Consider the following 23,452-nt stretch of genomic DNA (forward strand, 5'->3'; position numbering starts at 1 on the left):
TTTCGTATCTGGCGATGCAAATGCGATCCGCGCGGGGATCGTTGCGTTGGCGTCGTGCAGAATCCGCCTCCATTGGCGGGCTCGCACGGCGACTGATACGCCGCCGCCAAATGCGAGCGCCCCGCAACGCGGATTCCGCTCTCCGCGCGGCCCGCGCATACGAGCGTAAGCGCTAAATCCGCCACACGTCGTTAGGTGACGTGTTACCGGGTAACATGTTTCGAATCGATAGTTACCGGGTAACGAAGGAGATGCGAGATGACGCAAACGACGGCGCAGCGGCAGGCGGCTTATCGGGCAAGGCGCGAGACGGCAGGCAAGGACGGCAACGGTGATCGACGTCTGGATATGTGGATGAGCACGGAAGCGTATCTTGCTCTGACGCGGTTAGCTCGCCGTTACTCGGTAACGAAGCGCCAGATGCTGGAACGGTTGATCGCGCGGGCAGACGACGCGATTGTGCGCCGACTCGATCCCGATTCGGAACAGTGGGACCAATACTTCGGCCCAGCGCGGTAGCGATCGGAGTTACCCGGTAACGGCTTGCTGTCGAGCGAAGTTGAACGGTAGCAGGTCGCTAATATCGGCATCCGGTGCGCGCTGCGGCAATTCGGTCAGCACGTGCAGCAGATAGGCATGGGGATCGACGCCACAGGCTCGACACGTGAGCATCAGGCTGTAGACCATCGCGCTCGCTTTCGCGCCGTCGACCGTATCGCTGAAGAGCCACGACTTTCTCGCCGTGGCAAACGGCCTGATGTCGCGTTCGATGACGTTGTTGTCTATTGCAAACCGGCCATCGTCCACATAGCGACTCAGGTAAGGCCATTGCCGGAGACAGTAGCCGATCGCCTCGCCTAGCAGGCTCTTGGGCAGAACCTTCGGCGCGAGCTCGTCGAGCCAACTCTTGAAGGCGTTTAGCAACGGCACGCTGTGCTGTTGGCGCAAGCGGTACCGGTAATCGGCCAGCGTCTCGCCTTCGGGCAACGTCTGTTTGGCGAGCGTCTCGACCTGGTACAGCGCCTGGAAGAATTCGAGCGCCTTCGTGATGCGGGGGCTCGGTTTGTTCTTCTGCCCCTTGAGCGCATCCGTGAACATCCGGCGTCCATGCGCAAGGCATCCGAGGTGCGTGGCCGATTTGACCGTCCGCCACGCAGGCCAGCCGTCCGTCATCAGCGTGCCCGCGTAGTCTCCGAGGAACTCCTTCGGGTACTGCTGGCCACGCCCCGGCTGGTACTCAAACAGCACCACCGGCTGCTCGCTATCCTCCGCGCTTCGGTAGACCCACATGTATGACTTGTCCTGCGCGTTTCGGCCGTTCTCCTTCAGGACCTGGACGGTGGTCTCGTCGCCGTGAATCAGCCACTGGCTGAGCAGAATCTTCTTGAGCGCCTTGAACAGGCGCGTGTAGTGAAGCTCGGCGGGGCGGATGATCCAGTTCGCCAGCGTACCGCGGCTGACTGCGATATTCGAGCGTGCGAGCACGTCTTCCATCCGGTACAGCGGCGTGCCGTCGACATACTTGCCGGCCGTGACGGCGGCGATCATCGATGCACTGGCGTGACTACCCGGCAAGGGCTGCGCCGGCATCGGCGCGACCACGATCGGTGTGTGCGTGCCGTGACGCTCGCAGTGCCGACACGCGTACTTGAAACGCGCGTGCTGCAGCACCGAGACCTTGACCTGCATGTGCAACTGTTCGCTGATTTCCTCGCCCATCCGATGCATTGCCTTGCTGCAGCACGGGCAGATCTTCTGGTCTTCGGGCAGGTCGTACTCGATTCGCTCGCGCGGCAGGTCCGCGGGCAGCGGTTTGCGGCCACGCTTGCGCGGTTCAGGCTGGCCGGGTTCCGGCAACCCGGTATCGGGCAACGTCAGCGGCTCGCCGTCGTCCTCCTCGGCCGGCTCAGCGTGGGCTGCCTCTTCGGCCTCGTTGAACACGCGGTCGCGGCGCTTCTCGCTCTTCGGCGCGTACTGTCGGGCCAACGCGAGACGATATTGCTCTTCCAGCGCATCCAGGCGCTTGGTCAATTCGTCGATCCTGGCGTCACGCTCGGCAATGACCTGAGCATCGGCCGCCACCCGCTCCTCCAGCTTGTGGATATAGGCCTTGGCGGTGCGCGGAAGTCGGGGGAGATTGGGAGGGGACATGCGCTCAACGATAGCGAAACGCAGAGCCAAATAGGTTTACGCGAATTTGTAACAGCTAAAGCCGCCGTTGTTTACTGGCAACAGCGGCGATACCCTGCTTCAGTTCGTGTGGCAGTACTGCCGCGCTGGGTGGCGGCGCACGGCGTCGATATCGACGCCGTCGAGCAGCAGGTGAAGCTGCTCGGCCGTCAGTTCGATCACGGCTTGCTGACGGCGGGGCCAAACGAAACGGTCGGCCTCGAGGCGTTTCAATAGGAGCCAGAATCCGGCCCGGTCATACAGCAGAAGCTTCACGCGATCGCGTTTGCGGTTGTGGAACGCGAAGACGGCTCGCGCAAGCGGATCGAGCAGCATCGACTGCTCGACCAGCGCGACGAGGCTGTTGATGCCGGCGCGGAAGTCGATGGGCTCGCGGTGCAGGTAGATCTGCAGGTCCGCGTCGAAGCGGAACATCAGCGTGCCCCCAACGCTTCGATCATCGCCTTCACGAGAGCGCCATCGTGTGCGGCGCATTCGAGCTGTAGCGTTACGCCGTTGGGCAACTGCGCTGATAGTCGCGCCGGCGTCATTGCCTTCGCCGCTTCGTACCTGTGTGACGTTCGCCGTACGTTCACCGGCTCGGGGTTCGTGCGCACCGGTGCCACCTCGTTGATCGGAACGACCGGCACGAATGCCGATGGCAAGGGCTCGACGCACGCCGTCACAGCAGCATTCGCGCGTTCGCGCAATTGAATCCACTTATGCAGCTGGTTCGCGTTCACACCCGCCTTCAACGCCAGTCCGGCAATTGACGCGCCCGGCTGCAGGCAGGCTTCAATCAGCTTGCGCTTACCCTCGGCGTCAAACCTGCGCTTGCCCGTCGCGGTCACGCCGGTCACCCGCAGTGGCAGGAAATCAACTTCGTTCTGTGTCATCGGTTGCGTCCGCAAGTTGTAGTTGCGGACGCAAGCCTGCGCTCGTTCAGCTTTCGATTCTAGGTGGGGTTAAATTCGCGCTTACATACGAGCCGCCCGCGCGTGCGCGCGCCTACGAGCCCGTCACGACAAGCCGCTCAGGCGCGAGCACGCCCTCCGCCGCCCGCGCGACGCCGAGCAGCCGGCCGTCGCCGTCGTAGACGCGCACGCGTGCGCCTTCGTCCGCATCGGGCTGCGCCGCGAGTTCGGCAAGCTTCAGGCGCTGGCCGTGCAGGAAGCGCTTCGCGAGCGCCGCGTCGAGCTCCACGAGCGGGAACGTCGACAGCAGCGCATCGACGGGCGCAAGCCGCGCATCGCGCTCGTCCTGCGTCGCGGCATCGAGCGCATCGAGCGTCACCGCATGCTCGAGCGACAGCGAACCGACGCCCGTGCGCCGCAGCATCGTCAGATGCGCGCCGCAGCCGAGCGCTTCGCCGATATCCTCGGCGAGCGTGCGCACGTACGTGCCCTTGCTGCACGTCACGCGAAACGTGACGTCGGGCAGCGCGCAGGACAGGCACTCGAGCGAGCGGATCGTCACCGCGCGCCCTTCGCGCTCGACCGTCTGGCCGGCGCGCGCGTATTCGTAAAGCGGCTTGCCGTCGCGCTTGAGCGCCGAGTACATCGGCGGCACCTGCACGATGTCGCCGACGAAGCGCGCGAGCGCCGCGACGACCGCGGCTTCGTCGCAGGTCACATCGCGCGTGTCGAGCACGTCGCCTTCGGCGTCGCCCGTCGTCGTGCGCACGCCGAGACGCATCGTCGCCTCATAGGTCTTGTCGGCGTCGAGCAGATCCTGCGAGAACTTCGTCGCTTCGCCGAAGCAAAGCGGCAGCAGCCCCGACGCGAGCGGATCGAGCGTGCCCGTGTGGCCCGCCTTCTTCGCGAGGTACAGGCGCTTCGCGCGCATCAGCGCGTCGTTGCTCGAGAGCCCGACCGGCTTGTCGAGCAGCAGCACGCCGTCGAGCGCGCGACGCGGAATCCGGGGGCGTGGCGAAACAGTCGTCATGGTCGGCGCGCAGTGGCTCGTGCGGTGTTCATTCGTCCTTCGCGCGCGTCGCGTTCGCCTCGTCGATGAGGCGCGACATCGCGACGGCCTTCTCGATCGTCTGGTCGTAATGGAAATGCAGCGTCGGCACCGTATGAATGTGCAGGCGCTTGAAAAGCAGATTGTGCAGATGGCCGGCCGCGTGGTTGAGCGCCTCCTGCGTGTCCGCCGGATTGCCCGTGAGCGCGGTGAAATAGACTTTGGCATGCGCGTAATCGGGCGTGAGCTCGACCGACTGGATCGTCACGATCCCGATGCGCGGGTCCTTGACCTCGCGCATGATGAGCTCCGACAGATCGCGCTGGATCTGATCGGCGATCTGCACGTTGCGATTGGGAGAACTGCGTTTTTTCGACATGATTAATCCGTCATCCGGTTGATCGGCGCGCCGCGCGGCGCCGTTCATGAAAATGGGCGGGACGGGCCCAAGCCCGACCCGCCCATTCAAGCCGTCACGCCTGCGTTACAGCGTACGCGCGACTTCCGTGACCTCGAACACTTCGAACTGATCGCCTTCGACGATATCGTTGAAGTTCTTGAGCGACATACCGCATTCGAAGCCTTGCTTCACTTCCTTCACGTCGTCCTTGAAGCGCTTGAGCGAATCGAGCTCGCCCGTGAAGATCACCACGTTGTTGCGCAGCACGCGCACCGACGACGTGCGCTTGACGACGCCGTCCGTGACCATACAGCCGGCGACCGCGCCGACCTTCGGCACCTTGAACACCTGGCGCACCTCGACCATGCCCGTCACGACTTCGCGCTTCTCCGGCGCGAGCATGCCCGACATCGCCGCCTTCACCTCATCCACTGCGTCGTAGATGATGTTGTAGTAACGGATGTCGATGCCGTTCGCCTCGGCGAGCTTGCGAGCCTGGGCGTCCGCACGCGTATTGAAGCCGATGATGACGGCCTTCGACGCGGTCGCGAGGTTGACGTCGCTCTCGCTGATGCCGCCCACCGCGCTGTGCACGATCTGCACCCGCACTTCGTCGGTCGACAGCTTGAGCAGCGACTGCACGAGCGCTTCCTGCGAGCCCTGCACGTCCGCCTTGATGATGAGCGGCAGGTTCTGCACTTCGCCCTCGCCCATCTGCTCGAGCATGCTTTCGAGCTTCGCCGCCTGCTGCTTCGCGAGCTTGACGTCGCGGAACTTGCCTTGACGGAACAGCGCGATTTCGCGCGCCTTGCGCTCGTCCGGCAGCACGATGACTTCCTCGCCCGCGCCCGGCACTTCGGACAGGCCCTGGATCTCGACCGGAATCGACGGGCCGGCTTCCTTCGTCGGCTTGCCGTTCTCGTCGAGCATCGCGCGCACGCGGCCGTAGGCCGTCCCGGCGAGCACGACGTCGCCGCGGTTGAGCGTGCCGGATTGCACGAGCACCGTCGCGACCGGGCCCTTGCCCTTGTCGAGCTTCGCTTCGATCACGATGCCCTTCGCCGGCGCCTCGACGGGCGCCGTCAGCTCGAGCACTTCCGCTTGCAGCAGCACGTTCTCGAGCAGATCGTCGATGCCCGAACCCGTCTTCGCCGACACCGGCACGAACGGCGAATCGCCGCCGTACTCTTCCGGCACGACGCCTTCCGCGACGAGCTCCTGCTTCACGCGATCGGGGTTCGCTTCCGGCTTGTCGATCTTGTTGATCGCGACGACGATCGGCACCCCGCCCGCCTTCGCGTGCGAGATCGCTTCCTTCGTCTGCGGCATCACGCCGTCGTCGGCCGCGACCACCAGAACGACGATGTCGGTTGCCTTCGCGCCGCGCGCACGCATCGCCGTGAACGCCTCGTGACCCGGCGTATCGAGGAACGTGACGACGCCGCGCGGCGTTTCGACGTGATATGCGCCGATGTGCTGCGTGATGCCGCCCGCTTCGCCCGCTGCGACCTTCGCGCGACGGATGTAGTCGAGCAGCGACGTCTTGCCGTGGTCGACGTGGCCCATCACCGTGACGACCGGCGGACGCGGCAGTTGCTCCGCGTCGGTGCCCGTTTCGCCTTCGACGAGCAGCGCTTCCGGATCGTCCAGCTTCGCGGCGACCGCGCGGTGGCCCAGCTCCTCGACGACGATCATCGCCGTTTCCTGGTCCAGCACCTGGTTGATCGTGACCATCTGGCCCATCTTCATCATCATCTTGATGACTTCCGACGCCTTGATTGCCATCTTGTGCGCGAGATCGGCCACCGAGATGGTCTCCGGCACATGCACTTCACGCACGATCGGCTCGGTCGGCGCCTGGAACGACGACGCGTTGTCCTGATGCTTGCCGCGCCCCTTCGGGCCGCCGCGCCAGCCGCGATCGACGCCGCCGCTCGAATCGCCGCGCGTCTTGATCCCGCGGCGCTTCGCTGCGTCGTCCTGCCAGCCGCTCTTGCCGGTGCCCGGCTTCTTGTTGCGGTCGCCCGCGGGCGCGGCGGCGGCGGGCGCCGCCGTGCCGCTTGCCGGCTTCTTCGCCGCGGGGCGAGCCGCAGCCGCCGCGCCGGCGGGCTTCGCCGGCTTGTGCAGCGTGCCCTTCGCCTCGGCCGCCTTCGCAGCCGGCGGCTCCGCGGGCTTCGGCGGCTCGACCGCCTTCACCTGCGCGCGGCGCGGAGTGTTCATCATTTCGCGGATCGCGCGCGCTTCCGCCTCCGCGGCTTCGCGGCGCTTGCGGATCTCTTCCTGCTCGGCGCGCGCCTTGTCGGCCGCTTCGCGCGCGGCGTCCTCGGCCTTCTTCGCCGCTTCGCGTTGCGCGGCGCGCTCGGCGGCCGCGCGCGCTTCGTCCTGAGTCGTCTGCCCGGCTTGCGCACGCTGCGCTTCCTCGCGGGCGGCCGCGGCCTCGGCCTGCTGCACTGCTTCGGCCTGCGCGGCAGCCGCCGCGTGCTTCGCCGCGGCTTCGTCTTCCGCACGGCGACGCTCGGCTTCAGCCGCCTCTTCGCGCGCACGGCGCTCGGCTTCCTCGCGCTCGAGGCGCTCCTGACGCTCGCGCAGTTCCTGAGCCTGCTTCTCGAGCAGCTCGGCTTCGCGGCGCGCCTCTTCCTCGCGGCGCTTCAGTTCGGCTTCCGCCTGCTCGTCGGCCTGCGCCTGTGCCTGGTCGGCGCCCGTCTCGCTCACGTCGTCGCGCTTGACGAACGTGCGCTTCTTGCGCACCTCGACCTGAATGGTGCGAGCCTTACCCGTCGCGTCGGCCTGCTTGATCTCCGACGTGTGCCGGCGAGTCAGCGTGATCTTGCGCTTGTCGCCATCGGTCGCGCCGTGCGACTTGCGCAAATGATCGAGCAGACGCGCCTTGTCCGTCTCCGACAGCGCATCGTCCTCGCTCGCTTTCTGGACGCCCGCCGCCTGCAGCTGTTCGAGCAGCACACCAGCAGGCATTTTCAGTTCCGCGGCAAATTGGGCTACGTTGTTACTCGCCATTCATTCCTCTTAGTGCAAGGACCGATTCCTTGCGGTTAGCATCGGGTCAGGCCTTCCGGCCGCCAGCAAATCATTGCGCCATGGTCATTTCTCACTGGAACCAGTGTTCGCGCGCCTTCATGATCAGCGCCTTCGCGGCTTCCTCGTCAGTACCGGTCATGTCGACCAGCTCGTCGACGGCAAGCTCCGCGAGATCGTCGCGCGTCTGCACGCCATGCTCGGCCAGCTTCGCGAGCAGTTCGGGCGTCACGCCGTCGAGGCTCTTCAGATCGAGGGCGGCCGTCTCGACCTTCTCCTCGTTGGCGATCGCCATCGTGAGCAGCGCGTCGCGCGCGCGGTTGCGCAGCTCGTGGACGGTATCCTCGTCGAACGCCTCGATCTCGAGCATTTCGTTGAGCGGCACGTAAGCGATCTCTTCGAGGCTCGTGAAACCTTCGTCGATCAGGATGTCCGCGACTTCCTCGTCGACGTCGAGGCGCGCCATGAAGAGGCCGCGCAGCGTGTCGCGCTCTTCGTTCTGCTTCTGGGCGGATTCGTCCGGCGTCATGATGTTGATCTGCCAGCCGGTCAGCTCGCCGGCAAGACGAACGTTCTGGCCGCTGCGGCCAATCGCGACGGCCAGCTCGTTCTCATCGACGACGACGTCCATCGAATGCTTTTCTTCATCGACGACGATCGACTGGACGGCCGCCGGCGCGAGCGCGCCGATCACGAACTGGGCGGGATCCTCCGACCATAGCACGATGTCGATGTTTTCGCCACCGAGCTCGTTGCGCACGGCCTGCACACGCGAGCCGCGGATGCCGACGCACGTGCCGATCGGATCGATCCGCTTGTCGTACGCGACGACGCCGATCTTCGCCCGCACGCCCGGATCGCGGGCGGCCGCCTTGATCTCGAGCAGGCCCTGCTCGATTTCCGGCACTTCCATCTCGAAGAGCTTCATCAGGAATTCGGGCGCGGTGCGCGACAGCTCGATCTGCGGGCCGCGCGCGGTGCGGTCGACTTTCGCGATGTACGCGCGCACGCGGTCGCCGACGCGCAGGTTTTCCTTCGGAATCAGCTGGTCGCGGCGCAGAAGCGCCTCGACGCGGCCCGATTCGACGATGAAGTTGCCCTTGTCGAGGCGCTTCACCGTGCCCGTCATGATCTTCTCGCCGCGCTCGAGGTAGTCGTTCAGGATCTGTTCGCGCTCCGCGTCGCGGACCTTCTGCAGGATCACCTGCTTCGCGGCCTGCGCGCCGATGCGGCCGAACTCGATCGAAGGCACCGGTTCCTCGATGTAGTCGCCGATCTCGATGTCGGGCTTCTGCTCGCGTGCCTCGAACAGCAGGATCTCTCGATCCGGCTCTTGCAGGCCGGCTTCGTCGGGCACGACGAGCCAGCGACGGAACGTCTCGTGTTCGCCGCTCTCGCGATCGATATGTACGCGGATCTCGGCGCCTTCGTCGAACAGCTTCTTGGAAGCCGATGCGAGGGCCGCTTCGAGCGCGCCCAGCACGACGTCCTTGTCGACGTTCTTCTCACGCGCCAGCGCATCCACCAACATCAACACTTCGCGACTCATTGTTTGCGGCTCCTAAAGTCAACGTGCGGAATCAGGCGGGCTTTGTCGATGTCTGCCAGCGTGAAATCCAGCATGGCCGCCTCGCCCTTCTTCCTCTCAAATTCCAAACCGATCGTCTCGCCGTTCGGCGCGTGCAGAATGCCCCGGTACGTCTTGCGCCCGTCCAGCGGCTTTTTCAAGGTGATGACGGCCTCGCTGCCCGCGAAACGCGTGAAGTCAGCCAGCTTCTTCAACGGCCGGTCGAGCCCCGGTGACGAGACCTCGAGCCGTTCGTAATCGATGTTTTCGACCGTCAATACGTGCTGGAGCTGACGCGTGACCTTCTCGCAATCGTCGATCGTGATGCCGGCGGGCTGATCGATGTAGACGCAGACCATGCCGCGCCCGGTGCGCTCGAGATCGACGAGCTCGTAGCCGAGCCCCGTGACCGTAGTTTCTATCAGTTCCGTCAGTTGCACAGTGTCCTCTCAGGTGTCCGCGCCCGCCCCTCGCGATTCACCCGCTGAACGCGCGCCTTAGCCGGCGCAGGAAGCGCTACCCGAGATGCCCAACCGTTTCGGCAAAAAAAAATGGGCGCAACGCCCATCTTGTTACCGGTGGTCGCACCTGAGCTACACATCGAATCCGTACGCCCAGCGACTTGGCGATTATAGCGATTTTTGGCCCGAACGCAAAGCTTGGGCCCGCAAAATCGGCCCGAAACGGCGATTTCGCGGGGCATTCGCAACGCGCGAGCGCGGTTGCGAATGCCGATTCGGACGATCAGCGGCCGCGCGAACGATTGCGCTGCGGCGTGCGCTGGCCGCCGCGAGGGCCGCCGCCTTCAGCCGCGCGATTGCCGTTCGGGTTGCGGCCGCCCTTGCCGGCGCCGCCGCGCGGCTTGTTGCCGCCCGTGCCGTAGGACGCGCGATTGCCGTCGACGTCGCGACCGCCCTGGCGCGCGCCACCACCGCTGCCGCTGCCGCCGCCGTAGCCCGGCAGGCCGGCGTAGCCGCCGAGGCCCGCGTTGAAGCCGCCGCCCGCCGTGCCGCGCCGACCGCGACGCGGCTGATCGAGCTGGCCGTGAGTCGTCAGCACGGGCTCGCGATTGATAAAGCCCATCGACGTCTGCATCGGGTCGGGCTGGCGGCGCTCCGCCGCGCCGCCGCGCTTGCCGCCCTTCTCCTCGGCCGGCGCCTTCAGGCCGACCGTCGTCATCAGGCGGCGCACCTGCGCTTCGTCGAGCTCCTCCCAGCGGCCGCGCTTCAGCCCGCGCGGCAGCGGGATCGGGCCGTGGCGCGTGCGGATCAGGCGGCTCACCATCAGGCCGACCGCCTCGAACATCCGACGCACTTCACGGTTGCGCCCTTCGGCGAGCGCGACGTGATACCAATGATTCGTGCCTTCCCCGCCGCCGTCGCGGATGCGCAGGAAGTTCGCCGGGCCGTCGTCGAGCTCGACGCCGTGCAGCAGCTTCTGGCGCGACGCCTCGGACAGCTCGCCGACGACACGCACCGCATACTCGCGCTCGACGCTATAGCGCGGATGCATGAAACGGTTGGCGAGATCGCCCGACGTCGTCAGCATCAGCAGGCCTTCGGTGTTGAAGTCGAGGCGGCCGACCGCGAGCCATTTCGCGGTCTTCATCGGCGGCAGCCGGTCGAACACCGACGGGCGCCCCTCCGGGTCCGCGTGGCTCACGATCTCGCCCGCCGGCTTGTGATACAGCAACACGCGCGGCGGCTTGTTCGGCAGCTTGCGCTTGACCGGCTTGCCGTTGATCCGGACCTGATCGGTCGGCATGATCCGCTGCCCGATGTGCGCCGGCTCGCCGTTCACCGACACGCGGCCGGCGATGATCAATTCCTCCATCTCGCGGCGCGAACCCATCCCGGCCTCGGCGAGCACCTTGTGCAGCTTCGGCGCGTCGTCGTCCGGCGACAGCACGCGCTTCGGCTGGTTCTGGCGGCCCCGGCGCAGCATCGGCGCACGCACGCCGCCGCCCGACGCATTGTTGTCGGCGTCGAACGCGGGCGAAATCACGTAGGCGAACAGATCGTCCTGGCCGGCGTCGGCGGATGCCGCGACAGCCGCAGCCGATGCGGCGCCGCGCTTCGCCGGGCCCTGCCGTGCCGCCGCGCCCTCGCCCTCGCCCTCGCGCTTGCCGGCCGCCGGCTTGCGCGGCGCCTTTGCCGCCGCTTCCTTGCTGCGCGGCGCGCGCGCCGGCGCCTTCGCGGCTGCGGCGCCGGCGTCCGTCGCCGCGGCGGCGGCTTCGCCGCCCTCCGTGGCGTCAGCGCTCTTCGACTTCGCGGCCGCGCGGCGGCGCGCGATCAGGCTGCGCGGCCCGCGCCGCAGACCGCGGCGCGGGCGCTCTTCGCCGCCCGCGTCCTGAGCGGACTGCTCGGGTGCGCCGTCGGCGTGCGCCGTCGCGACGGCATGCGCGGATTCGGACGAATCGATGTCGTGGGTATCAGTCAAAACAACCTCAAAATGTCAGGTCTCGCGCCCGTCGCGGGCACGGCTAAGGTACGGTCGCGCGCCTCAGGCGCGACGCTTCGCAGGCGCTTCGTCGTCGTCCTGCAACTCGCGCTCGGGGGCCGCCTCGCTTGCACTGCGCACGGCGTCGGCGAGGCTGTCGGACGTGTCGTCCAACGCCTCCTCCGTGTGCGCCGGGACCGGCTCGGCATCGTGCGGGATGCCGCCGATCGCGCGTTGGTCTCCCTTCGTCGCTCGGTTGGCCGCCGGGTCGGCGGCCGCCTCGCGGGTTGCTGCGTTCGCCGCGCCGGCCGGAACTGCGTCCGACCGCGCGACGGCGTGTGCGTATTCGTTCGCCGGCACGGGCGATTCGACGGGCTCGCCGTCCGCCGTGACGGCGCGCTCAGCCGCCTCGGCATGCGGCGCCGTGGCGGCGTCCGCTGAATCCTGCGCATCGCCGCGCGCCGCCTTGCGATCACGCGCCGCAGCTGCGTCCTCATCGTCCGCCAACGCCGGATCGGCGACGACTTCGCCGGACTCGATTCGGCCGTCGGCATGGCCGGCAGCGTGTTCGGACGCGTCGCCGCCCGCGACGCGTGACGCCTCGGCCTCGCTCGCGACGCACGTCGCCTCGACGCTCGCTTCAGCACCGGCCCGCTCGTCATTATCAGCCGGATCGGCAATCCTTGCCGTCGAGCCATCCACGCCATCCGCGCCGTCGGACGACGCAACGGATACGTGCGCCGCCGGCGCCGCTTCGCCGCCGGCCTCGTCCGCTCCCACCGCCGACGCGCCCGCCTCACCGACATCGGCCACCGACACGTCCGCAATCGCGTCGCCGTCGGCGCGCGCATCCTCGGGAAAGTCGATCGCCTGCTGCGCGAGGAGGCTCGCCTCCAGGTGCGCGGCCGGCTCCTCGAGCGCCGGCAGATCGTCGAGCGCCTTCAGGCCGAGGTCGTCGAGAAACTGCTTCGTCGTCGCGTAGAGCGCCGGGCGGCCCGGCACGTCGCGATGGCCGATCACCTCAATCCAGCCGCGATCCTCGAGCTGCTTGACGACTTGCGTGTTCACGGTGACGCCGCGGATTTCCTCGATGTCGCCACGCGTCACCGGTTGCCGGTACGCGATGATCGCGAGCGTTTCCAGTACGGCCCGCGAGTACTTGGGCGGCTTCTCCGGATGCAGCCGGTCGAGGTACGTGCGCATCGCGGGCGTGCTTTGAAAGCGCCAACCCGACGCGAGCGCGACGAGTTCGACGCCGCGCCCCGTCCATTCCCGTTTCAGATCTTCGAGCAGTGTTCGGACTGTGTCCGCCGACACGCCGTCGGCAAAGAGCTTGCGCAAATCGCCGAGCTTCAGCGGTTCCTGCGCGCAGATCAAAGCAGTCTCGAGGACGATTTTCGCCTCTTGGGTATTCATGCAGCTAGGTCAGACCCTGTGGTCAAACGAACCGGATCAATCGAACAGACGAAAGGAACGGAAGACGCGCTCGCCCGATTCTGATCGGTCATATTGATGGGAGCACGAACCGGGGGCGGCGAACCTACTCTCAAGCCCAACCCAAACCGGACGGAACAGCGCGGAACCACGTTGGAACCGCGTGACTGAGCGCCATCTTACGCAAAATTACCCAGTGCGTAAAGACAAAGAACGTACGCCAAAAGACATATCTTTTGTCCCGTCGCCGGCCGGAAAAAAGACCGCGGCCGCGCGTCCCGCCGCATTCGCAATCGGCGCGCCCGCCCATTCGAACGACGATCCGCTCCGCCCCGAACGCCACGAAAAGCGCCGCGCCGCCGCGCGCCGGCACGCATCGAACCGGCCCGCGCGGCCGCGCCCTCAGTTCAGATCCTCGACGCGCGCCGGCATCTCCTTGACGAGCCCCCAGACCGCATCCGCCGCCGGAGACAGCGAGCGGTCGCGCCGCCGCACGAGCTCGACGGTGCGCTCCGCACGCGGCGTCAGAGGCCGCGCGACGAGCGACGAGCCGGCCGGCAGCGGCAACGACAGCCACGGCAGCACGCTCACGCCGACGCCCGCCTCGATGAGGCCGAACACCGTGGCCGAATGCCCGAGCTCCTGCACGACGGCCGCCGCGACCCGGTGAGTCGCGAGCGCCGCGTCGATCAGCGGCCGGCTGCCCGACGCATAGTCGAGCAGCACCAGCCGCTCGCCCGCGAGCGCCGTCCATGGCACCCGCTCGCGCGCGGCGAGCGGGTGATCGGCGCGCGCGACCAGGCAGAACGAGTCGGTCATCAAGGGTTCGTTGATCAGATCGCTCGTCGCGAGCGGCCCGATCACGACGCCGAAATCGACCTCGCCCGATTTCACCTTGCGCAGCACGTCGCTCTGCACGTCGTCGCGCAGGCCAAGCGCGACGAACGGAAAGCGCCGCTCGCACGCGGCGACGACGCGCGGCATCAGCCGGCACGCGATCGTCGGGCTGGCCGCGACGATCACGCGCCCGCGACGCTGTTCGCCGATCTCGCGGATTTCGCGCAACGTGTCGTCGAGGTCGCCGAGCAGGCGCGACACGCTCGCAATCAGATTCGTGCCGACGTCGGTTAGTTGCACGTCGCGCGTCGTCCGGTCGATCAGCTTGAGCCCGATCTCGCCCTCCAGCTCGCGCACCGAGCGGCTCACGGCCGATTGCGTGAGGCCGATTTCGTCGCCCGCCCGGCTGAAGCTCTTGAGCCGCGCCACTTCAATGAACACGCGCAATTGCCTCAGCGTGATATTCATGGGATTCCCTCATCAATCGAACGCATCGATGCGCAATTGTATTGTGCCCGCGCGATCCCGTGCCGTGTGTCGGTGCGGTGCAGCACACGGCCGAAACGCACGTCTCACGGGCCAGACTGCACAAGATTGGTGATTGTCCTTATTTGCTCGACGGCCATTTTGGCGTCTTATACGCCCCTAGCTGACGCGGCTGTCAGCTCGCTGCCAGGCGGCTTTGGGGCGGTCGTCGCCAACGTGGCACGCTTCCTGCGTTAGCAGGCGCACAGGGCTGCGGGCTTTCGAACTTCTCGCGGCGGATCGCGCAACATCCGCCGCTCCATGAAGCCGACGCCTTCACCCGGCACTCGTTGAATCGAGTGCTCATTGAGTGCGCAGCGCAGGGCGGCGCACCGGAGTTAGCTTCGCTGAGGTGAGGACATGATGCTGTTCGACGATTTGAGAGACAACGAATGGGCGCTGGTCGAGGGACTGTTCTGCTCCGAGCCCGCACGCAGTGAACGCCGTGGTCGTCCCCGCGTGGAAGCCCGCTCGGTGGTGAACGCCGTTCTTTGGGTGCTGTCGACGGGCGAAGGCTGGTCGAAGCTCCCCGGCCGCTATCCGTCGCCGCCGACTTGCCGTCGACGCTTCGACGAATGGCAGGCCGACGGCACGCTCGCCGAAGTGGTGAAGCGCCTCGGCTCCAGCGGCCGCCAGATTTCGTTGCGCGGACGCATCGGCGCAAGCGCGGTGAAGCCGCCCGCCCCGCCGAGCCGCGACCGACTGCGCGGCGCGTTCTGGACCAACCCGGAATCCTGGCGCGCTCCCGTCAAGATGGCATGAATTCGATTTCTGGGCGGCATCGGCCGCCCAGAATCATTTTTGGCGCCCGCCGCGGCGCATGGCCACCCATTCGCACGGACTCCTGACGATGCGATCCGGCGATACATCTATTTACTAATATTTACAGCGCGCCTTCGCTCCCCCGCATAACGTAGCGGTATACGAACGAGCCGTTCGACGGCTTGAAAGGGAGCTCCCAACGATGAAACCCATGTCACTTCTCACGGCATGCGGCATTGTCGTTTCGCTGGCGCTCGCCGCTCCTTCGCGCGCCGATCAATTTTCTCCGAAGCAGCACGGACAGCGAGAACAAGCCGCCCGCACGCAAGCGGGCGCGGCCGCGCGCGGCGCACGGCCAAACGTGCCGCGCGGCGATCTGCGCGGCGACATCGCCAGCAACGCGCGCGCGCGCAACGACGCGCAACGTCCGCCGAGTTATACGAACCACCCCTGAAGCGACAACGGGAAAAATCCGCACCCCCGGGAACTGCGCGGCGCGCGCCGAGTCTGATCGTTGCCATGAGCACAGCGTGGCAGCAGCAATGTACCCGGTACCGCCCGTATCCTCGCGATACGGGCTTTTTTTCGTGCGGAAAATGCAGCGCGAAGCCGGCGCTACAAGCGACTCTCGAGAATCGACACGGCGCTCGCTTCGCTGAGCGCGTAATCTTCGATCCGGCGCGCCTCCCAGTCGGGCTGCCTCTCGTCTCGCTCGAGCCGTGCGAATTCGGCTCGACCATTGTCCGTCAGAACGGCGATATCGACGGGCGCGTGGAAACCGGGCGCGGGCGCGACAGTCTTCTGCCGAACCGTATCCATCAAGCCGAGCGCACGCAGGTATTCGAACACACCCGGACGCCTCGCCCACGGAACCTGACGGTACTGGACGCGCCTCAGCGCGTCGAGCACTGCTTCGTTGGAATACGTGGCCATCTCGATTCTTTCTTAAAGTGCGGCGACATTGCAGAGCGGCTCCGCCAAGCGGACTCCTCGCCCGCCGGCACCGCCACGCAGCTCAAGAGGGGTCCTTATAATCCCTCCACTCCTTCCGACCCGTTCCCCGATGCTTCGTTCGCGCAAAGCAGGGACAGATCGCCAATCGTTTCCCAAAGAACTACCTTACCGCAATCAAATTGATTCTGTTTATTTCATTTGGAATTCTCTTCGTCGTTTTTCTGCTCTGCCGCAAACGCCGCGGGGCCTCCGCGATACTCGCGATCGGCATCTTGCTCCTATGGTCGATCGCTTCGGGCTGGCTCGCCGCACCGCTCATCGCGCTCGCCGAATCGGGCGTGCGACCGGTCGCGCATCCGGCGATGACGGGCGAAACGGCAATCGTGATGCTCGGCTCGGGCATCAAGCGCCGCGACGGCATCGCGTTGCCGCCGCGCGACGCGCTCGCCCGCATCGACAAGACAGCCGAACTTTATTCGGCATGCCAACGAACAGCGACGCGCTGCACGGTCGTCGTGTCGGGCGGCGATCCGCAGGTGCGCGGCGTCACGGAAGCGGACACGTATGCGCCCTATCTGCTCGCGCGCGGCGTCGCGAACGGCGACCTGATCCGCGAGAAGCGCAGCCACACGACCTACGAGAACGCGCGTTTCACTGCTCCCATATTACGCGCCCAACATTACGATGATCTGATTCTCGTCACTTCGTCATATCAGATGAAACGCGCGCTGCTCGATTTCGGCCGATTCGGGATCGTGCCGCAGCCTGTCTACGCGAATCGCAGGAACGCGCAGCTCGGCTGGCTGCCGCGCGCGGCCAACCTCGTCAACGCGGAGCAGGCGCTGCACGAAATCGTCGGTGTCGCGCAGTTCCACGTGTATCGCCGTCTCGGCTGGTTCTAGCGGCACATGCGACATTCGGCGCACATTCGGCGCGCCCGATCGTCACGGCTCCATTGCCGCCAGCCCCCCATTCTGCGCACGCGAATGGCGCGGCGATGACGGGTTGCCGCACTGTTGCGCCCGATCCACGCCACCAGGCGCCATGACGCAATCGAATGCACTGATCCGTCACTTTTGATAAACTCGCCTCACTCGATTGCAGACGCCAGACAAATCGGCAACACTCGGGTCCATCACCACTTAGCGGAGGTAAGCAATGAAGAAGATGACCATGGCTATCCTGGTATCGATGTCGGCTCTGGCTGGCGCAGCGCATGCGCAAGAGAGCACGGAAATCAGGACGATCACCGATCCGGCAAAGATTGCAGAAATCGAGCAACGCGCACAAGCGCTGCAACAACAGCAGGCAGCCGAGCCGGCCGCCGAGGCGAAACCGATGCACGAGCAGCACAAGCATCACGCGAAGAAGGCTCATAAGGGCGCGAAGAAAGCCGCCAAGGCGGCTCCGGCGAGCGACGCCGGCCAATAACGGCACGCCCCGCTTGCGCGAAAGCCGAATCCGGCATGCCGGGTTCGGCTTTTTCATTGGCGCGCCCCAATGAGCGCGTAGCGCATTATGCTAAAGTCGCGCACCGTACTTTTCAACCGTGCGCACTCCGGTGCGGAGGACTGAATGAGCAACATCCAACTCGACATCGAATGGACCGAAGCCGCGACGCGCAAGATCAAGCAACTGATGCCGCGCGGCTCCGACGACGCGTTCCTCGCGCTGCCGCCGATCGAATGCCTGCCGACGGAAGGCGACGTGCTTTTCCTCGGTCCGCAGGGCAAGCAGCAGCCGTTCATCGTCGCTGAGCGGCAATACCACCATGACGGCGACGCCGACTGGACGATCATCCTGATTCTCGACGTCCCGAACGCATCGCACTGATCGCCGATGCGCCCATCGGGCCGCGCGACGCGCGGCCCGCCCTCTTCGCTACGCGATCTTCGACGCGACGCGAATTTCCGAACTCTCGATCCAGTCCGCCGCCGCGCGCTTGTACGCGCCGATGTGAGCGGAACGCGCATGGGCGGCGAGCGCCGCCTCGCTGGCCCAACGCTCGATGAAGATGAAACGGCGCGGCTCATGGAGATCGCGGTGCAGATCGTATTGCAGCGCGCCCTCTTCGTTGCGCGTCGGCCCGACGATTCCCTCGAGCTGCTCCAACAGTTTTGCTTCCGCGCCCGGCTTGGCGACGATGAACGCGACGACGGCGACTTCGGACATGCAGATCTCCTTTGCTGCGTGACAAAGGGCTCAGCATACGCGAATCGACACGAGCGGGCTTTCGCGCATTCACGCCCGACCACCCAAAAAAATAGCCCGCGCTTCACGAGAAGCGCGGGCAAAACCGTCGCCCTACGAGGATAGGCGACGGGGCCACCGAGACCCGCGCGAACGCACGGGTCGTCGTCCAGTACGGCAGCTTCGCCGGCAACGGCGACTGCCTGAAACGTCGACATCCACACTAGGCGGGAGGCACGCATAGCCGAGCCAGGCTGTTTTCTTGGCGCCCTCCCTGATTGCTTGGTTGACGATAGATAGAGCAGCTTCCGTGCCAACTGAAGGCCACCCATCAAACGATTGATTTTTAACGATTAATCCTCAAACGCCAGACAGAAATGTGCATTCATTCCATTCGTTACGGGGTGACGTTACGTAACGCGACGAATGCATGACAAGCGCTCGAGTCCGCATCGACGGCCGGCCGCGGGCACAAAAAAGCCCGCCGAAAGGCGGGCTTGGCGGGTTCGGCGGCGAACGCCGCGCGCCTCGACGTCAGCGCAGCTGATTGACGAGCAGCGACATGATTTGCCGCGCGGGCGCCGATGCGTCGACACCGCCCTTCTCGTCCACGATCGCCACGCGCGTCTGGCCCTCGGTGATCGCCTTCACGTTGACGAGGTACTGCTTCGCCTTCTTCTCCTTCTTGCCGTGGAACAGCTGGCTCCAGAAGCCCTGCTCCTCGACGCTCAGATCCTTCGGATCGACGTAGCGCACGTAATATAGGCCCTTCGTGCGATCGCGATCGTCGACCGTGAAATTCGCGCGATCGAGCGCGAGGCCGACGTGCAGCCACGAGCGATCGTACGGCTCCGCGAGCGTCACTTCGGGCGGCACGTCGGGCAGCGCGCTCGCATCGCCCGGACCGCGCGATGCGGATGCGCTCGCGATGTTCTGCGCGGCGATCGCCGCCGCGGCATCCTTGCTCTTGCCGCTCGACGCCTTCGCGCTTTTCGACGGCGCCGCATCGTCGGTGATCGGCACGCCGCCCGCCTTCACACGCGCATCGTTCTGCGCGAGCACGGCCATCAGGCGCTTCAGGTATTCGGTTTCGAGGCCCGGATCGTTCGCCTTCGGCTCCCACTTGCTCGAGTCGTTGTTCGCGCCCGTCAGCGCCTCGCGCATCCCCTTCTGGCTGATGAAGACGTACGTGCCGCCGTTCGGCGCCGCGTCGAGGCGCGTGCGGTACTTGTTGCGCTCCGCCGTGACGTACGAGTTGCCCATCGCTTTCGAGATCACGCCCCGAATCAGGCCGTCGTTGATCTGCGGATGCGTTTCGTTCCAGTCGGTTTCCATCACGCCTTTGTCGCGCTGCTCGACGACGAGCAGGAAGCCCTGCTCCTGCCAGAAGCGGCGCACCTGGGGCCAGATTTGCGCCGGCGCCTTGTCGTCGATCACGAGCCAGCTTTCGCTGCCGTCGCGCTGGATGCGCATGCCGGGGACGACGGGCGCGACCGCGTCGGTGGGCGGCGCGACCTGCTGCACCTGCTGCAGGCTGGAAAGCGACGTCGCGCCGCCCTGCGGCGGCAACGACCGCTGATCCGGCGTCTCGTCGAGCATGTTGGGCGGCACCGCGAGCGACACCTCCTTCGATTTCGAATCGCTCTTGTAGTCGATTTTCGTAGGCGACGGCGTACTGCAGCCGGCAACGAACACGCCGGTTGCAAGCAGTGCTGCGAACCGCTTGGTAAGACGAAGATCAGTCATGTTCAGGGAATCCTTCCACTAGGTCACGGCGACTTTTCCGTGAGTCAACTTTCTATTTTACCGGTCCGGCGGCGGACCGTGCAAAAAGCGCGCGGTCTCATTTGTGCGCTTTCGTATGCGCCCATCGCGTCGCTCGCTCGCGCATGGCCCGTCCCGCGTGCGCGACGGCGAAGCGGCGCATGGCGACTCGCATTGCCGCCTAGGGATAACGAGCATCCGGCACCCGAAATTTCGGCCTCAGCGCGCGCCGGGACTCACTATCATTGATTGGACAGTGACCCCAGCCGTATTCACCTGCGGAGGGCAGTCGCATGAACAACAAGCAGTCACCTTCTCCGACGCGGCGCGGCCCGGCGCATGCCCTTCTCGTGGTCGCAGTCGCCGCCGCCGTCGCGCTCGCCCCCGTCGCCGCGCACTCGCAACTCGGCGGCATCGCCCCGAACCCGTCGGCGCGCATGTTCGCGCAAGGGGCGACCGCGCTCTTCGACGGCGCCGTCACGATGCGCAGCTACGTCGACACGGGCGGCACGACGATTCGCGAGTACGCGACGCGCACGGGACAGATTTTCGCGTACACGTGGGACGGGCCGACATCGCCGAACCTGCGGCAGCTGCTCGGCGAGCGCTTCGCGATCTACCAAGGCCACGCCGTCGCGACCGATCCGCGCGTCCGCGCGGGACTCCATGCGGGACGCGTCGCGCAAGCCGACTTCGTCGTCGAAGCCGGCGGCCGCATGCGTGCGTACGTCGGCCGCGCGTGGCTGCCCGGCGCGGTGCCGGCCGGCGTGTCGATCGACGCTCTGCGGTGAGGAGACGGCCATGACCCTCAAGATCGCGTGGTGCGTCGCCGCGCTCGCCGCGATGCTCGCCGCATGCGGCGGCGGCGGCGGCGGCTCGGCGACGCCGAACTCGAACGGCAACGGCAACGGCGTCGCGCCGTCCAGCGCGGCGAACGTGCAGCCCGTCACGGTGTCGGCGGGCGTGACGGGTGCGGCGAACATGCTGATGACGAGCGTCACCGTGTGCGTGCCGAACACGAACGACTGCCAGACGCTCGACAACGTGCAGATCGACACCGGCTCGGAGGGCTTGCGCATCCTCGCGGCCGCGCTGCCGCCGAGCGTCGCGCTGCCAATCGCGGCGGCCGCGAACGCGCCGATCACGGGCGCATGCGCGGTGTTCGGCACGGGCTTCACGTGGGGCGCCGTGCGCCGCGCCGACGTGAAGATCGCAGGCGAAGTCGCGGCGAACATCCCGATCCAGGTGATCGCCGACCCGAGCACGCCGAACACGCCAGCCGATTGCACGCAAAGCGCCGGGCCGATGCAAACACAAGGCACGCTGCGCGCGAACGGGATTCTCGGCATCGGTCTTTTCACCACGGACTGCGGCCCCGCGTGCGCCAACAGCGCGTTGTCCGGCTGGTATTACGCATGCGCGACGGATGGCTCATGCACGAGCACGTCGCAGCCGATTGCGCAACAGGTCGCGAATCCGGTCGGCGCGTTCGCGAGCGACAACAACGGCTCGGCGATCGTGCTGCCCGCGATCCCGGCAACAGGCTCGGCGACGGTCAACGGCTCGCTCGTCTTCGGCATCGGCACGCAGACGAACAACGGACTCGGCTCGACGACGACGCTCGCGACGATCTCGTCGGGCGCCTACGTGACGAGCGTGCTCAACGGCAACACGAACATGCGCACGTTCTTCGACAGCGGCTCGAACGGGATCTTCTTCGCGGATGCCTCGCTGCCGCAATGCGGATCGTGGTTTTGCCCCGGCAGCACGCAGACGTTCGGCATCACGCTCACGAGCGGCAACGGCACGCCGACCAAAGCGACGACGTTCCAGGTCGCAAGCTCGCAAGTGCTGTTCTCCACGTTCAACTTCGCGTTCGACGATCTCGCGGGCCCGATCGGCAACGTCGTCGATCTGGGGCTGCCGTTCTTCTATGGACGCAGCGTCTATACCGCGATCGAAGGGAGAGCAACGCCCGCGGGACCCGGGCCGTACTATGCGTTCTGAAGGAACGCGCGGAAGATGCGATCGTGCGGCGCGCGGCGCGAAACGCATCGACGCATTGATTCGCGTGCCGATGCGATTGATCCGCAACGGCGTCGCGCGCGAATAGGCATCGTGCCGGCGTCGAACAGAATTTGCATCCGAGCAGTTCTATTTGAGAAAAGTGTCTGTTATACTTTCACGCTTTCGGGGCGTAGCGCAGCCTGGTAGCGTACCTGCATGGGGTGCAGGTGGTCGGAGGTTCAAATCCTCTCGCCCCGACCAAGATCAAACCCGCGTCAGCGATGCTGACGCGGGTTTTTCTTTTGCGGCGATGTTCTAGCGATCCGCGCGCGATCTTGAGCACAATCGCCCATGTCGAGGACACGCGAACACGATCCCGATGCAGCGCTACGATGCACTGCCAGACACAACAAACAGGAACAGCAAATTCATGAAACTGGCCATTCTCATTGTCATGTTGGCGGCACTTGCAGGATGCATCGGCGTGAGCATTCAACCGACGGCGGACGGCGGCTATAAAGTCGGCCCCGCCGCAACAGGTGGCTTCTGACGCACCAGGCAGCAGCCCCACCGCTGCCGATCGATGCGCGCGACGCGCCGCCCGTTCCGAGACGCGCACGACTCGGAAACGGACGACTCGTCGCAGGACGTCCCGCGATCCATCGTCCGCATCGCGCGCTTCGCAACGCCAGAATTCGGGCAATAGCCCCCGCGAACTCGACCGCCCCGACGCATGGAAGCAAGCTCGAAGGGCGCGCCAGACATTGCAATGCGCAGCGCGAGTGTGGTCACGCGTCCATGCGTCACCAGCCTCGTCGGCAAAAACAAGCCTCTCGCCGCATCACATGCTGCTCCAGCGTTCACGCCGACGCTCACACCCGCTTCATCCCCGCACCAACAGCCTGCCGAAGACGCGCTCGTCAAGCCGTTTGCGCGCGAGCGACATCGGCCTCCCAACTTCCCGGCGACGCAGCACTTCTTCGGCCGACGGGCGCCCGCCGCATGGGGGATCGCATCGACACCCCCTCTCGACGCATCGCACATCCGCATGCCCGCGCCGGCATCGATCCGAACGCTCCCGCGTCGATTGCGATCCGAATATGCCACGCGCGAGCCGAATACCGGCGCGCGACGCATTTCTCCGGCCGCGACGCGGCTCCACGCCGCCACCAGCGACGCACGCAACGCCCACCTGGGCTCGCCCGGACACCACGGTCGACATCTCTTCGGCGGAAGCACTTCACATGATTTCGCGTCACGGATCACGGCCCGCGCGTCATACGAGCGTTTGATTCGTATCATTGCCATCGCGACATCCGCGCCGCAACGCGCCATCTTGCAGCGCAGCACGCCGGGCCGATGTTTGGTGCCGCTCCTCTAGCGCGGCTATGCCACACTGCCGCCAAACA

Annotated in this window: 23 protein-coding genes and 1 tRNA gene; 10 read left to right on the forward strand and 14 right to left on the reverse strand. The window is 66.1% G+C overall.

Going from position 1 to position 23,452, the window contains the following annotated elements:
* Positions 1 to 258 precede the first annotated feature (258 nt).
* Positions 259 to 519: a hypothetical protein gene (locus tag WS78_RS10560; protein WP_059574446.1), complete on the forward strand. Its 261-nt coding sequence runs from the start codon at positions 259 to 261 to the stop codon at positions 517 to 519.
* 9 nt (positions 520 to 528) lie between these two features.
* Here WS78_RS10560 and tnpC read toward each other — a convergent pair whose 3' ends face one another.
* The 11 genes from tnpC to WS78_RS10615 all read right to left on the reverse strand — a co-directional run bounded on the left by tnpC (position 529) and on the right by WS78_RS10615 (position 14,309).
* Complete coding sequence (gene tnpC, locus WS78_RS10565) at positions 529 to 2,151, reverse strand: IS66 family transposase (protein ID WP_059670996.1); 1,623 nt, start codon at positions 2,149 to 2,151, stop codon at positions 529 to 531.
* Positions 2,152 to 2,250: 99 nt separating this feature from the next.
* Positions 2,251 to 2,604: an IS66 family insertion sequence element accessory protein TnpB gene (tnpB, locus tag WS78_RS10570; protein ID WP_059580646.1), complete on the reverse strand. Its 354-nt coding sequence runs from the start codon at positions 2,602 to 2,604 to the stop codon at positions 2,251 to 2,253.
* Positions 2,604 to 3,065 carry an IS66-like element accessory protein TnpA gene (tnpA, locus tag WS78_RS10575; RefSeq protein WP_059584105.1) on the reverse strand — a complete coding sequence of 154 codons (462 nt, stop codon included), beginning with the start codon at positions 3,063 to 3,065 and terminating at the stop codon, positions 2,604 to 2,606. The genes tnpB and tnpA overlap by 1 nt, the downstream gene beginning before the upstream one ends.
* Before the next feature lie 112 nt (positions 3,066 to 3,177).
* On the reverse strand, positions 3,178 to 4,086 hold the full coding sequence (gene truB / locus WS78_RS10580; protein WP_394335879.1) for a tRNA pseudouridine(55) synthase TruB: 909 nt from the start codon (positions 4,084 to 4,086) through the stop codon (positions 3,178 to 3,180).
* Positions 4,087 to 4,141: 55 nt separating this feature from the next.
* Complete coding sequence (gene rbfA, locus WS78_RS10585) at positions 4,142 to 4,510, reverse strand: 30S ribosome-binding factor RbfA (protein WP_038743264.1); 369 nt, start codon at positions 4,508 to 4,510, stop codon at positions 4,142 to 4,144.
* A gap of 105 nt (positions 4,511 to 4,615) precedes the next feature.
* Entirely contained in the window at positions 4,616 to 7,546 is a 2,931-nt protein-coding gene (gene infB, locus WS78_RS10590) for a translation initiation factor IF-2 (RefSeq protein ID WP_059583173.1), read from the reverse strand.
* 91 nt (positions 7,547 to 7,637) lie between these two features.
* The gene (gene nusA / locus WS78_RS10595; RefSeq protein ID WP_038743268.1) at positions 7,638 to 9,113 is read right to left on the reverse strand and encodes a transcription termination factor NusA; all 1,476 of its coding nucleotides are present in this window, start codon (positions 9,111 to 9,113) and stop codon (positions 7,638 to 7,640) included.
* On the reverse strand, positions 9,110 to 9,571 hold the full coding sequence (gene rimP, locus WS78_RS10600; protein ID WP_004193908.1) for a ribosome maturation factor RimP: 462 nt from the start codon (positions 9,569 to 9,571) through the stop codon (positions 9,110 to 9,112). The genes nusA and rimP overlap by 4 nt, the downstream gene beginning before the upstream one ends.
* Before the next feature lie 304 nt (positions 9,572 to 9,875).
* Positions 9,876 to 11,570: a 23S rRNA pseudouridine(2605) synthase RluB gene (gene rluB, locus WS78_RS10605; RefSeq protein WP_059583169.1), complete on the reverse strand. Its 1,695-nt coding sequence runs from the start codon at positions 11,568 to 11,570 to the stop codon at positions 9,876 to 9,878.
* Between the two features lie 63 nt (positions 11,571 to 11,633).
* On the reverse strand, positions 11,634 to 12,986 hold the full coding sequence (gene scpB / locus WS78_RS10610; RefSeq protein WP_059583167.1) for an SMC-Scp complex subunit ScpB: 1,353 nt from the start codon (positions 12,984 to 12,986) through the stop codon (positions 11,634 to 11,636).
* 420 nt (positions 12,987 to 13,406) lie between these two features.
* Positions 13,407 to 14,309: a LysR family transcriptional regulator gene (locus WS78_RS10615; protein ID WP_038743274.1), complete on the reverse strand. Its 903-nt coding sequence runs from the start codon at positions 14,307 to 14,309 to the stop codon at positions 13,407 to 13,409.
* Between the two features lie 417 nt (positions 14,310 to 14,726).
* On the opposite strand from WS78_RS10615, the gene WS78_RS10625 reads away from it, so the two are divergent.
* Together WS78_RS10625 and WS78_RS37530 are read left to right on the forward strand one after the other, a co-directional pair.
* On the forward strand, positions 14,727 to 15,128 hold the full coding sequence (locus WS78_RS10625) for a transposase (protein WP_038743276.1): 402 nt from the start codon (positions 14,727 to 14,729) through the stop codon (positions 15,126 to 15,128).
* Between the two features lie 202 nt (positions 15,129 to 15,330).
* Positions 15,331 to 15,582 (forward strand): hypothetical protein, encoded by a 252-nt coding sequence (locus WS78_RS37530; protein WP_038743277.1) that lies wholly within the window; start codon positions 15,331 to 15,333, stop codon positions 15,580 to 15,582.
* A 161-nt stretch (positions 15,583 to 15,743) separates the two neighbouring features.
* Here WS78_RS37530 and WS78_RS10635 read toward each other — a convergent pair whose 3' ends face one another.
* On the reverse strand, positions 15,744 to 16,061 hold the full coding sequence (locus WS78_RS10635) for a hypothetical protein (RefSeq protein ID WP_038743279.1): 318 nt from the start codon (positions 16,059 to 16,061) through the stop codon (positions 15,744 to 15,746).
* Between the two features lie 200 nt (positions 16,062 to 16,261).
* On the opposite strand from WS78_RS10635, the gene WS78_RS10640 reads away from it, so the two are divergent.
* The 3 genes from WS78_RS10640 (at position 16,262) to WS78_RS10650 (ending at position 17,915) form a co-directional block, all read left to right on the forward strand.
* Positions 16,262 to 16,984 carry a YdcF family protein gene (locus tag WS78_RS10640; protein ID WP_038743280.1) on the forward strand — a complete coding sequence of 241 codons (723 nt, stop codon included), beginning with the start codon at positions 16,262 to 16,264 and terminating at the stop codon, positions 16,982 to 16,984.
* Positions 16,985 to 17,240: 256 nt separating this feature from the next.
* Entirely contained in the window at positions 17,241 to 17,513 is a 273-nt protein-coding gene (locus WS78_RS10645) for a hypothetical protein (protein WP_038743282.1), read from the forward strand.
* 144 nt (positions 17,514 to 17,657) lie between these two features.
* Positions 17,658 to 17,915, forward strand: coding sequence for a hypothetical protein (locus WS78_RS10650; protein ID WP_038743283.1), 258 nt, complete (start codon positions 17,658 to 17,660; stop codon positions 17,913 to 17,915).
* A 48-nt stretch (positions 17,916 to 17,963) separates the two neighbouring features.
* On the opposite strand, the gene WS78_RS10655 is transcribed toward WS78_RS10650, so the two are convergent.
* Both WS78_RS10655 and bamC read right to left on the reverse strand, forming a co-directional pair.
* Positions 17,964 to 18,254 carry a putative quinol monooxygenase gene (locus tag WS78_RS10655; RefSeq protein ID WP_059583164.1) on the reverse strand — a complete coding sequence of 97 codons (291 nt, stop codon included), beginning with the start codon at positions 18,252 to 18,254 and terminating at the stop codon, positions 17,964 to 17,966.
* 552 nt (positions 18,255 to 18,806) lie between these two features.
* Positions 18,807 to 20,018: an outer membrane protein assembly factor BamC gene (gene bamC / locus WS78_RS10660; protein WP_059583159.1), complete on the reverse strand. Its 1,212-nt coding sequence runs from the start codon at positions 20,016 to 20,018 to the stop codon at positions 18,807 to 18,809.
* Between the two features lie 311 nt (positions 20,019 to 20,329).
* On the opposite strand from bamC, the gene WS78_RS10665 reads away from it, so the two are divergent.
* From WS78_RS10665 to WS78_RS35760, 4 genes are all read left to right on the forward strand, one after another.
* Positions 20,330 to 20,827, forward strand: a complete 498-nt coding sequence (locus WS78_RS10665; RefSeq protein ID WP_059583154.1) for a DUF2844 domain-containing protein — start codon at positions 20,330 to 20,332, stop codon at positions 20,825 to 20,827.
* Between the two features lie 10 nt (positions 20,828 to 20,837).
* Positions 20,838 to 22,043: a DUF3443 domain-containing protein gene (locus tag WS78_RS10670; protein WP_059583151.1), complete on the forward strand. Its 1,206-nt coding sequence runs from the start codon at positions 20,838 to 20,840 to the stop codon at positions 22,041 to 22,043.
* A 184-nt stretch (positions 22,044 to 22,227) separates the two neighbouring features.
* A tRNA-Pro gene (locus WS78_RS10675) sits at positions 22,228 to 22,304 on the forward strand.
* 472 nt (positions 22,305 to 22,776) lie between these two features.
* The gene (locus WS78_RS35760) at positions 22,777 to 23,424 is read left to right on the forward strand and encodes a hypothetical protein (RefSeq protein ID WP_156437580.1); all 648 of its coding nucleotides are present in this window, start codon (positions 22,777 to 22,779) and stop codon (positions 23,422 to 23,424) included.
* Positions 23,425 to 23,452: the final 28 nt, after the last annotated feature.

The sequence above is a fragment of the Burkholderia savannae genome (genome assembly GCF_001524445.2).
Lineage (GTDB): Bacteria > Pseudomonadota > Gammaproteobacteria > Burkholderiales > Burkholderiaceae > Burkholderia > Burkholderia savannae.

Excerpts from the sequence above, each read along its gene's own strand:
- WS78_RS10560 (WP_059574446.1), top strand. The coding sequence starts at position 259 with ATGACGCAAACGACGGCGCAGCGGCAGGCGGCTTATCGGGCAAGGCGC.
- tnpC (WP_059670996.1), bottom strand. The coding sequence starts at position 2,151 with ATGTCCCCTCCCAATCTCCCCCGACTTCCGCGCACCGCCAAGGCCTAT.
- tnpB (WP_059580646.1), bottom strand. The coding sequence starts at position 2,604 with ATGTTCCGCTTCGACGCGGACCTGCAGATCTACCTGCACCGCGAGCCC.
- tnpA (WP_059584105.1), bottom strand. The coding sequence starts at position 3,065 with ATGACACAGAACGAAGTTGATTTCCTGCCACTGCGGGTGACCGGCGTG.
- rbfA (WP_038743264.1), bottom strand. The coding sequence starts at position 4,510 with ATGTCGAAAAAACGCAGTTCTCCCAATCGCAACGTGCAGATCGCCGAT.
- infB (WP_059583173.1), bottom strand. The coding sequence starts at position 7,546 with ATGGCGAGTAACAACGTAGCCCAATTTGCCGCGGAACTGAAAATGCCT.
- nusA (WP_038743268.1), bottom strand. The coding sequence starts at position 9,113 with ATGAGTCGCGAAGTGTTGATGTTGGTGGATGCGCTGGCGCGTGAGAAG.
- scpB (WP_059583167.1), bottom strand. The coding sequence starts at position 12,986 with ATGAATACCCAAGAGGCGAAAATCGTCCTCGAGACTGCTTTGATCTGC.
- WS78_RS10615 (WP_038743274.1), bottom strand. The coding sequence starts at position 14,309 with ATGAATATCACGCTGAGGCAATTGCGCGTGTTCATTGAAGTGGCGCGG.
- WS78_RS10625 (WP_038743276.1), top strand. The coding sequence starts at position 14,727 with ATGATGCTGTTCGACGATTTGAGAGACAACGAATGGGCGCTGGTCGAG.
- WS78_RS37530 (WP_038743277.1), top strand. The coding sequence starts at position 15,331 with ATGAAACCCATGTCACTTCTCACGGCATGCGGCATTGTCGTTTCGCTG.
- WS78_RS10635 (WP_038743279.1), bottom strand. The coding sequence starts at position 16,061 with ATGGCCACGTATTCCAACGAAGCAGTGCTCGACGCGCTGAGGCGCGTC.
- WS78_RS10645 (WP_038743282.1), top strand. The coding sequence starts at position 17,241 with ATGAAGAAGATGACCATGGCTATCCTGGTATCGATGTCGGCTCTGGCT.
- WS78_RS10650 (WP_038743283.1), top strand. The coding sequence starts at position 17,658 with ATGAGCAACATCCAACTCGACATCGAATGGACCGAAGCCGCGACGCGC.
- WS78_RS10655 (WP_059583164.1), bottom strand. The coding sequence starts at position 18,254 with ATGTCCGAAGTCGCCGTCGTCGCGTTCATCGTCGCCAAGCCGGGCGCG.
- bamC (WP_059583159.1), bottom strand. The coding sequence starts at position 20,018 with ATGACTGATCTTCGTCTTACCAAGCGGTTCGCAGCACTGCTTGCAACC.
- WS78_RS10665 (WP_059583154.1), top strand. The coding sequence starts at position 20,330 with ATGAACAACAAGCAGTCACCTTCTCCGACGCGGCGCGGCCCGGCGCAT.
- WS78_RS10670 (WP_059583151.1), top strand. The coding sequence starts at position 20,838 with ATGACCCTCAAGATCGCGTGGTGCGTCGCCGCGCTCGCCGCGATGCTC.
- WS78_RS35760 (WP_156437580.1), top strand. The coding sequence starts at position 22,777 with ATGGAAGCAAGCTCGAAGGGCGCGCCAGACATTGCAATGCGCAGCGCG.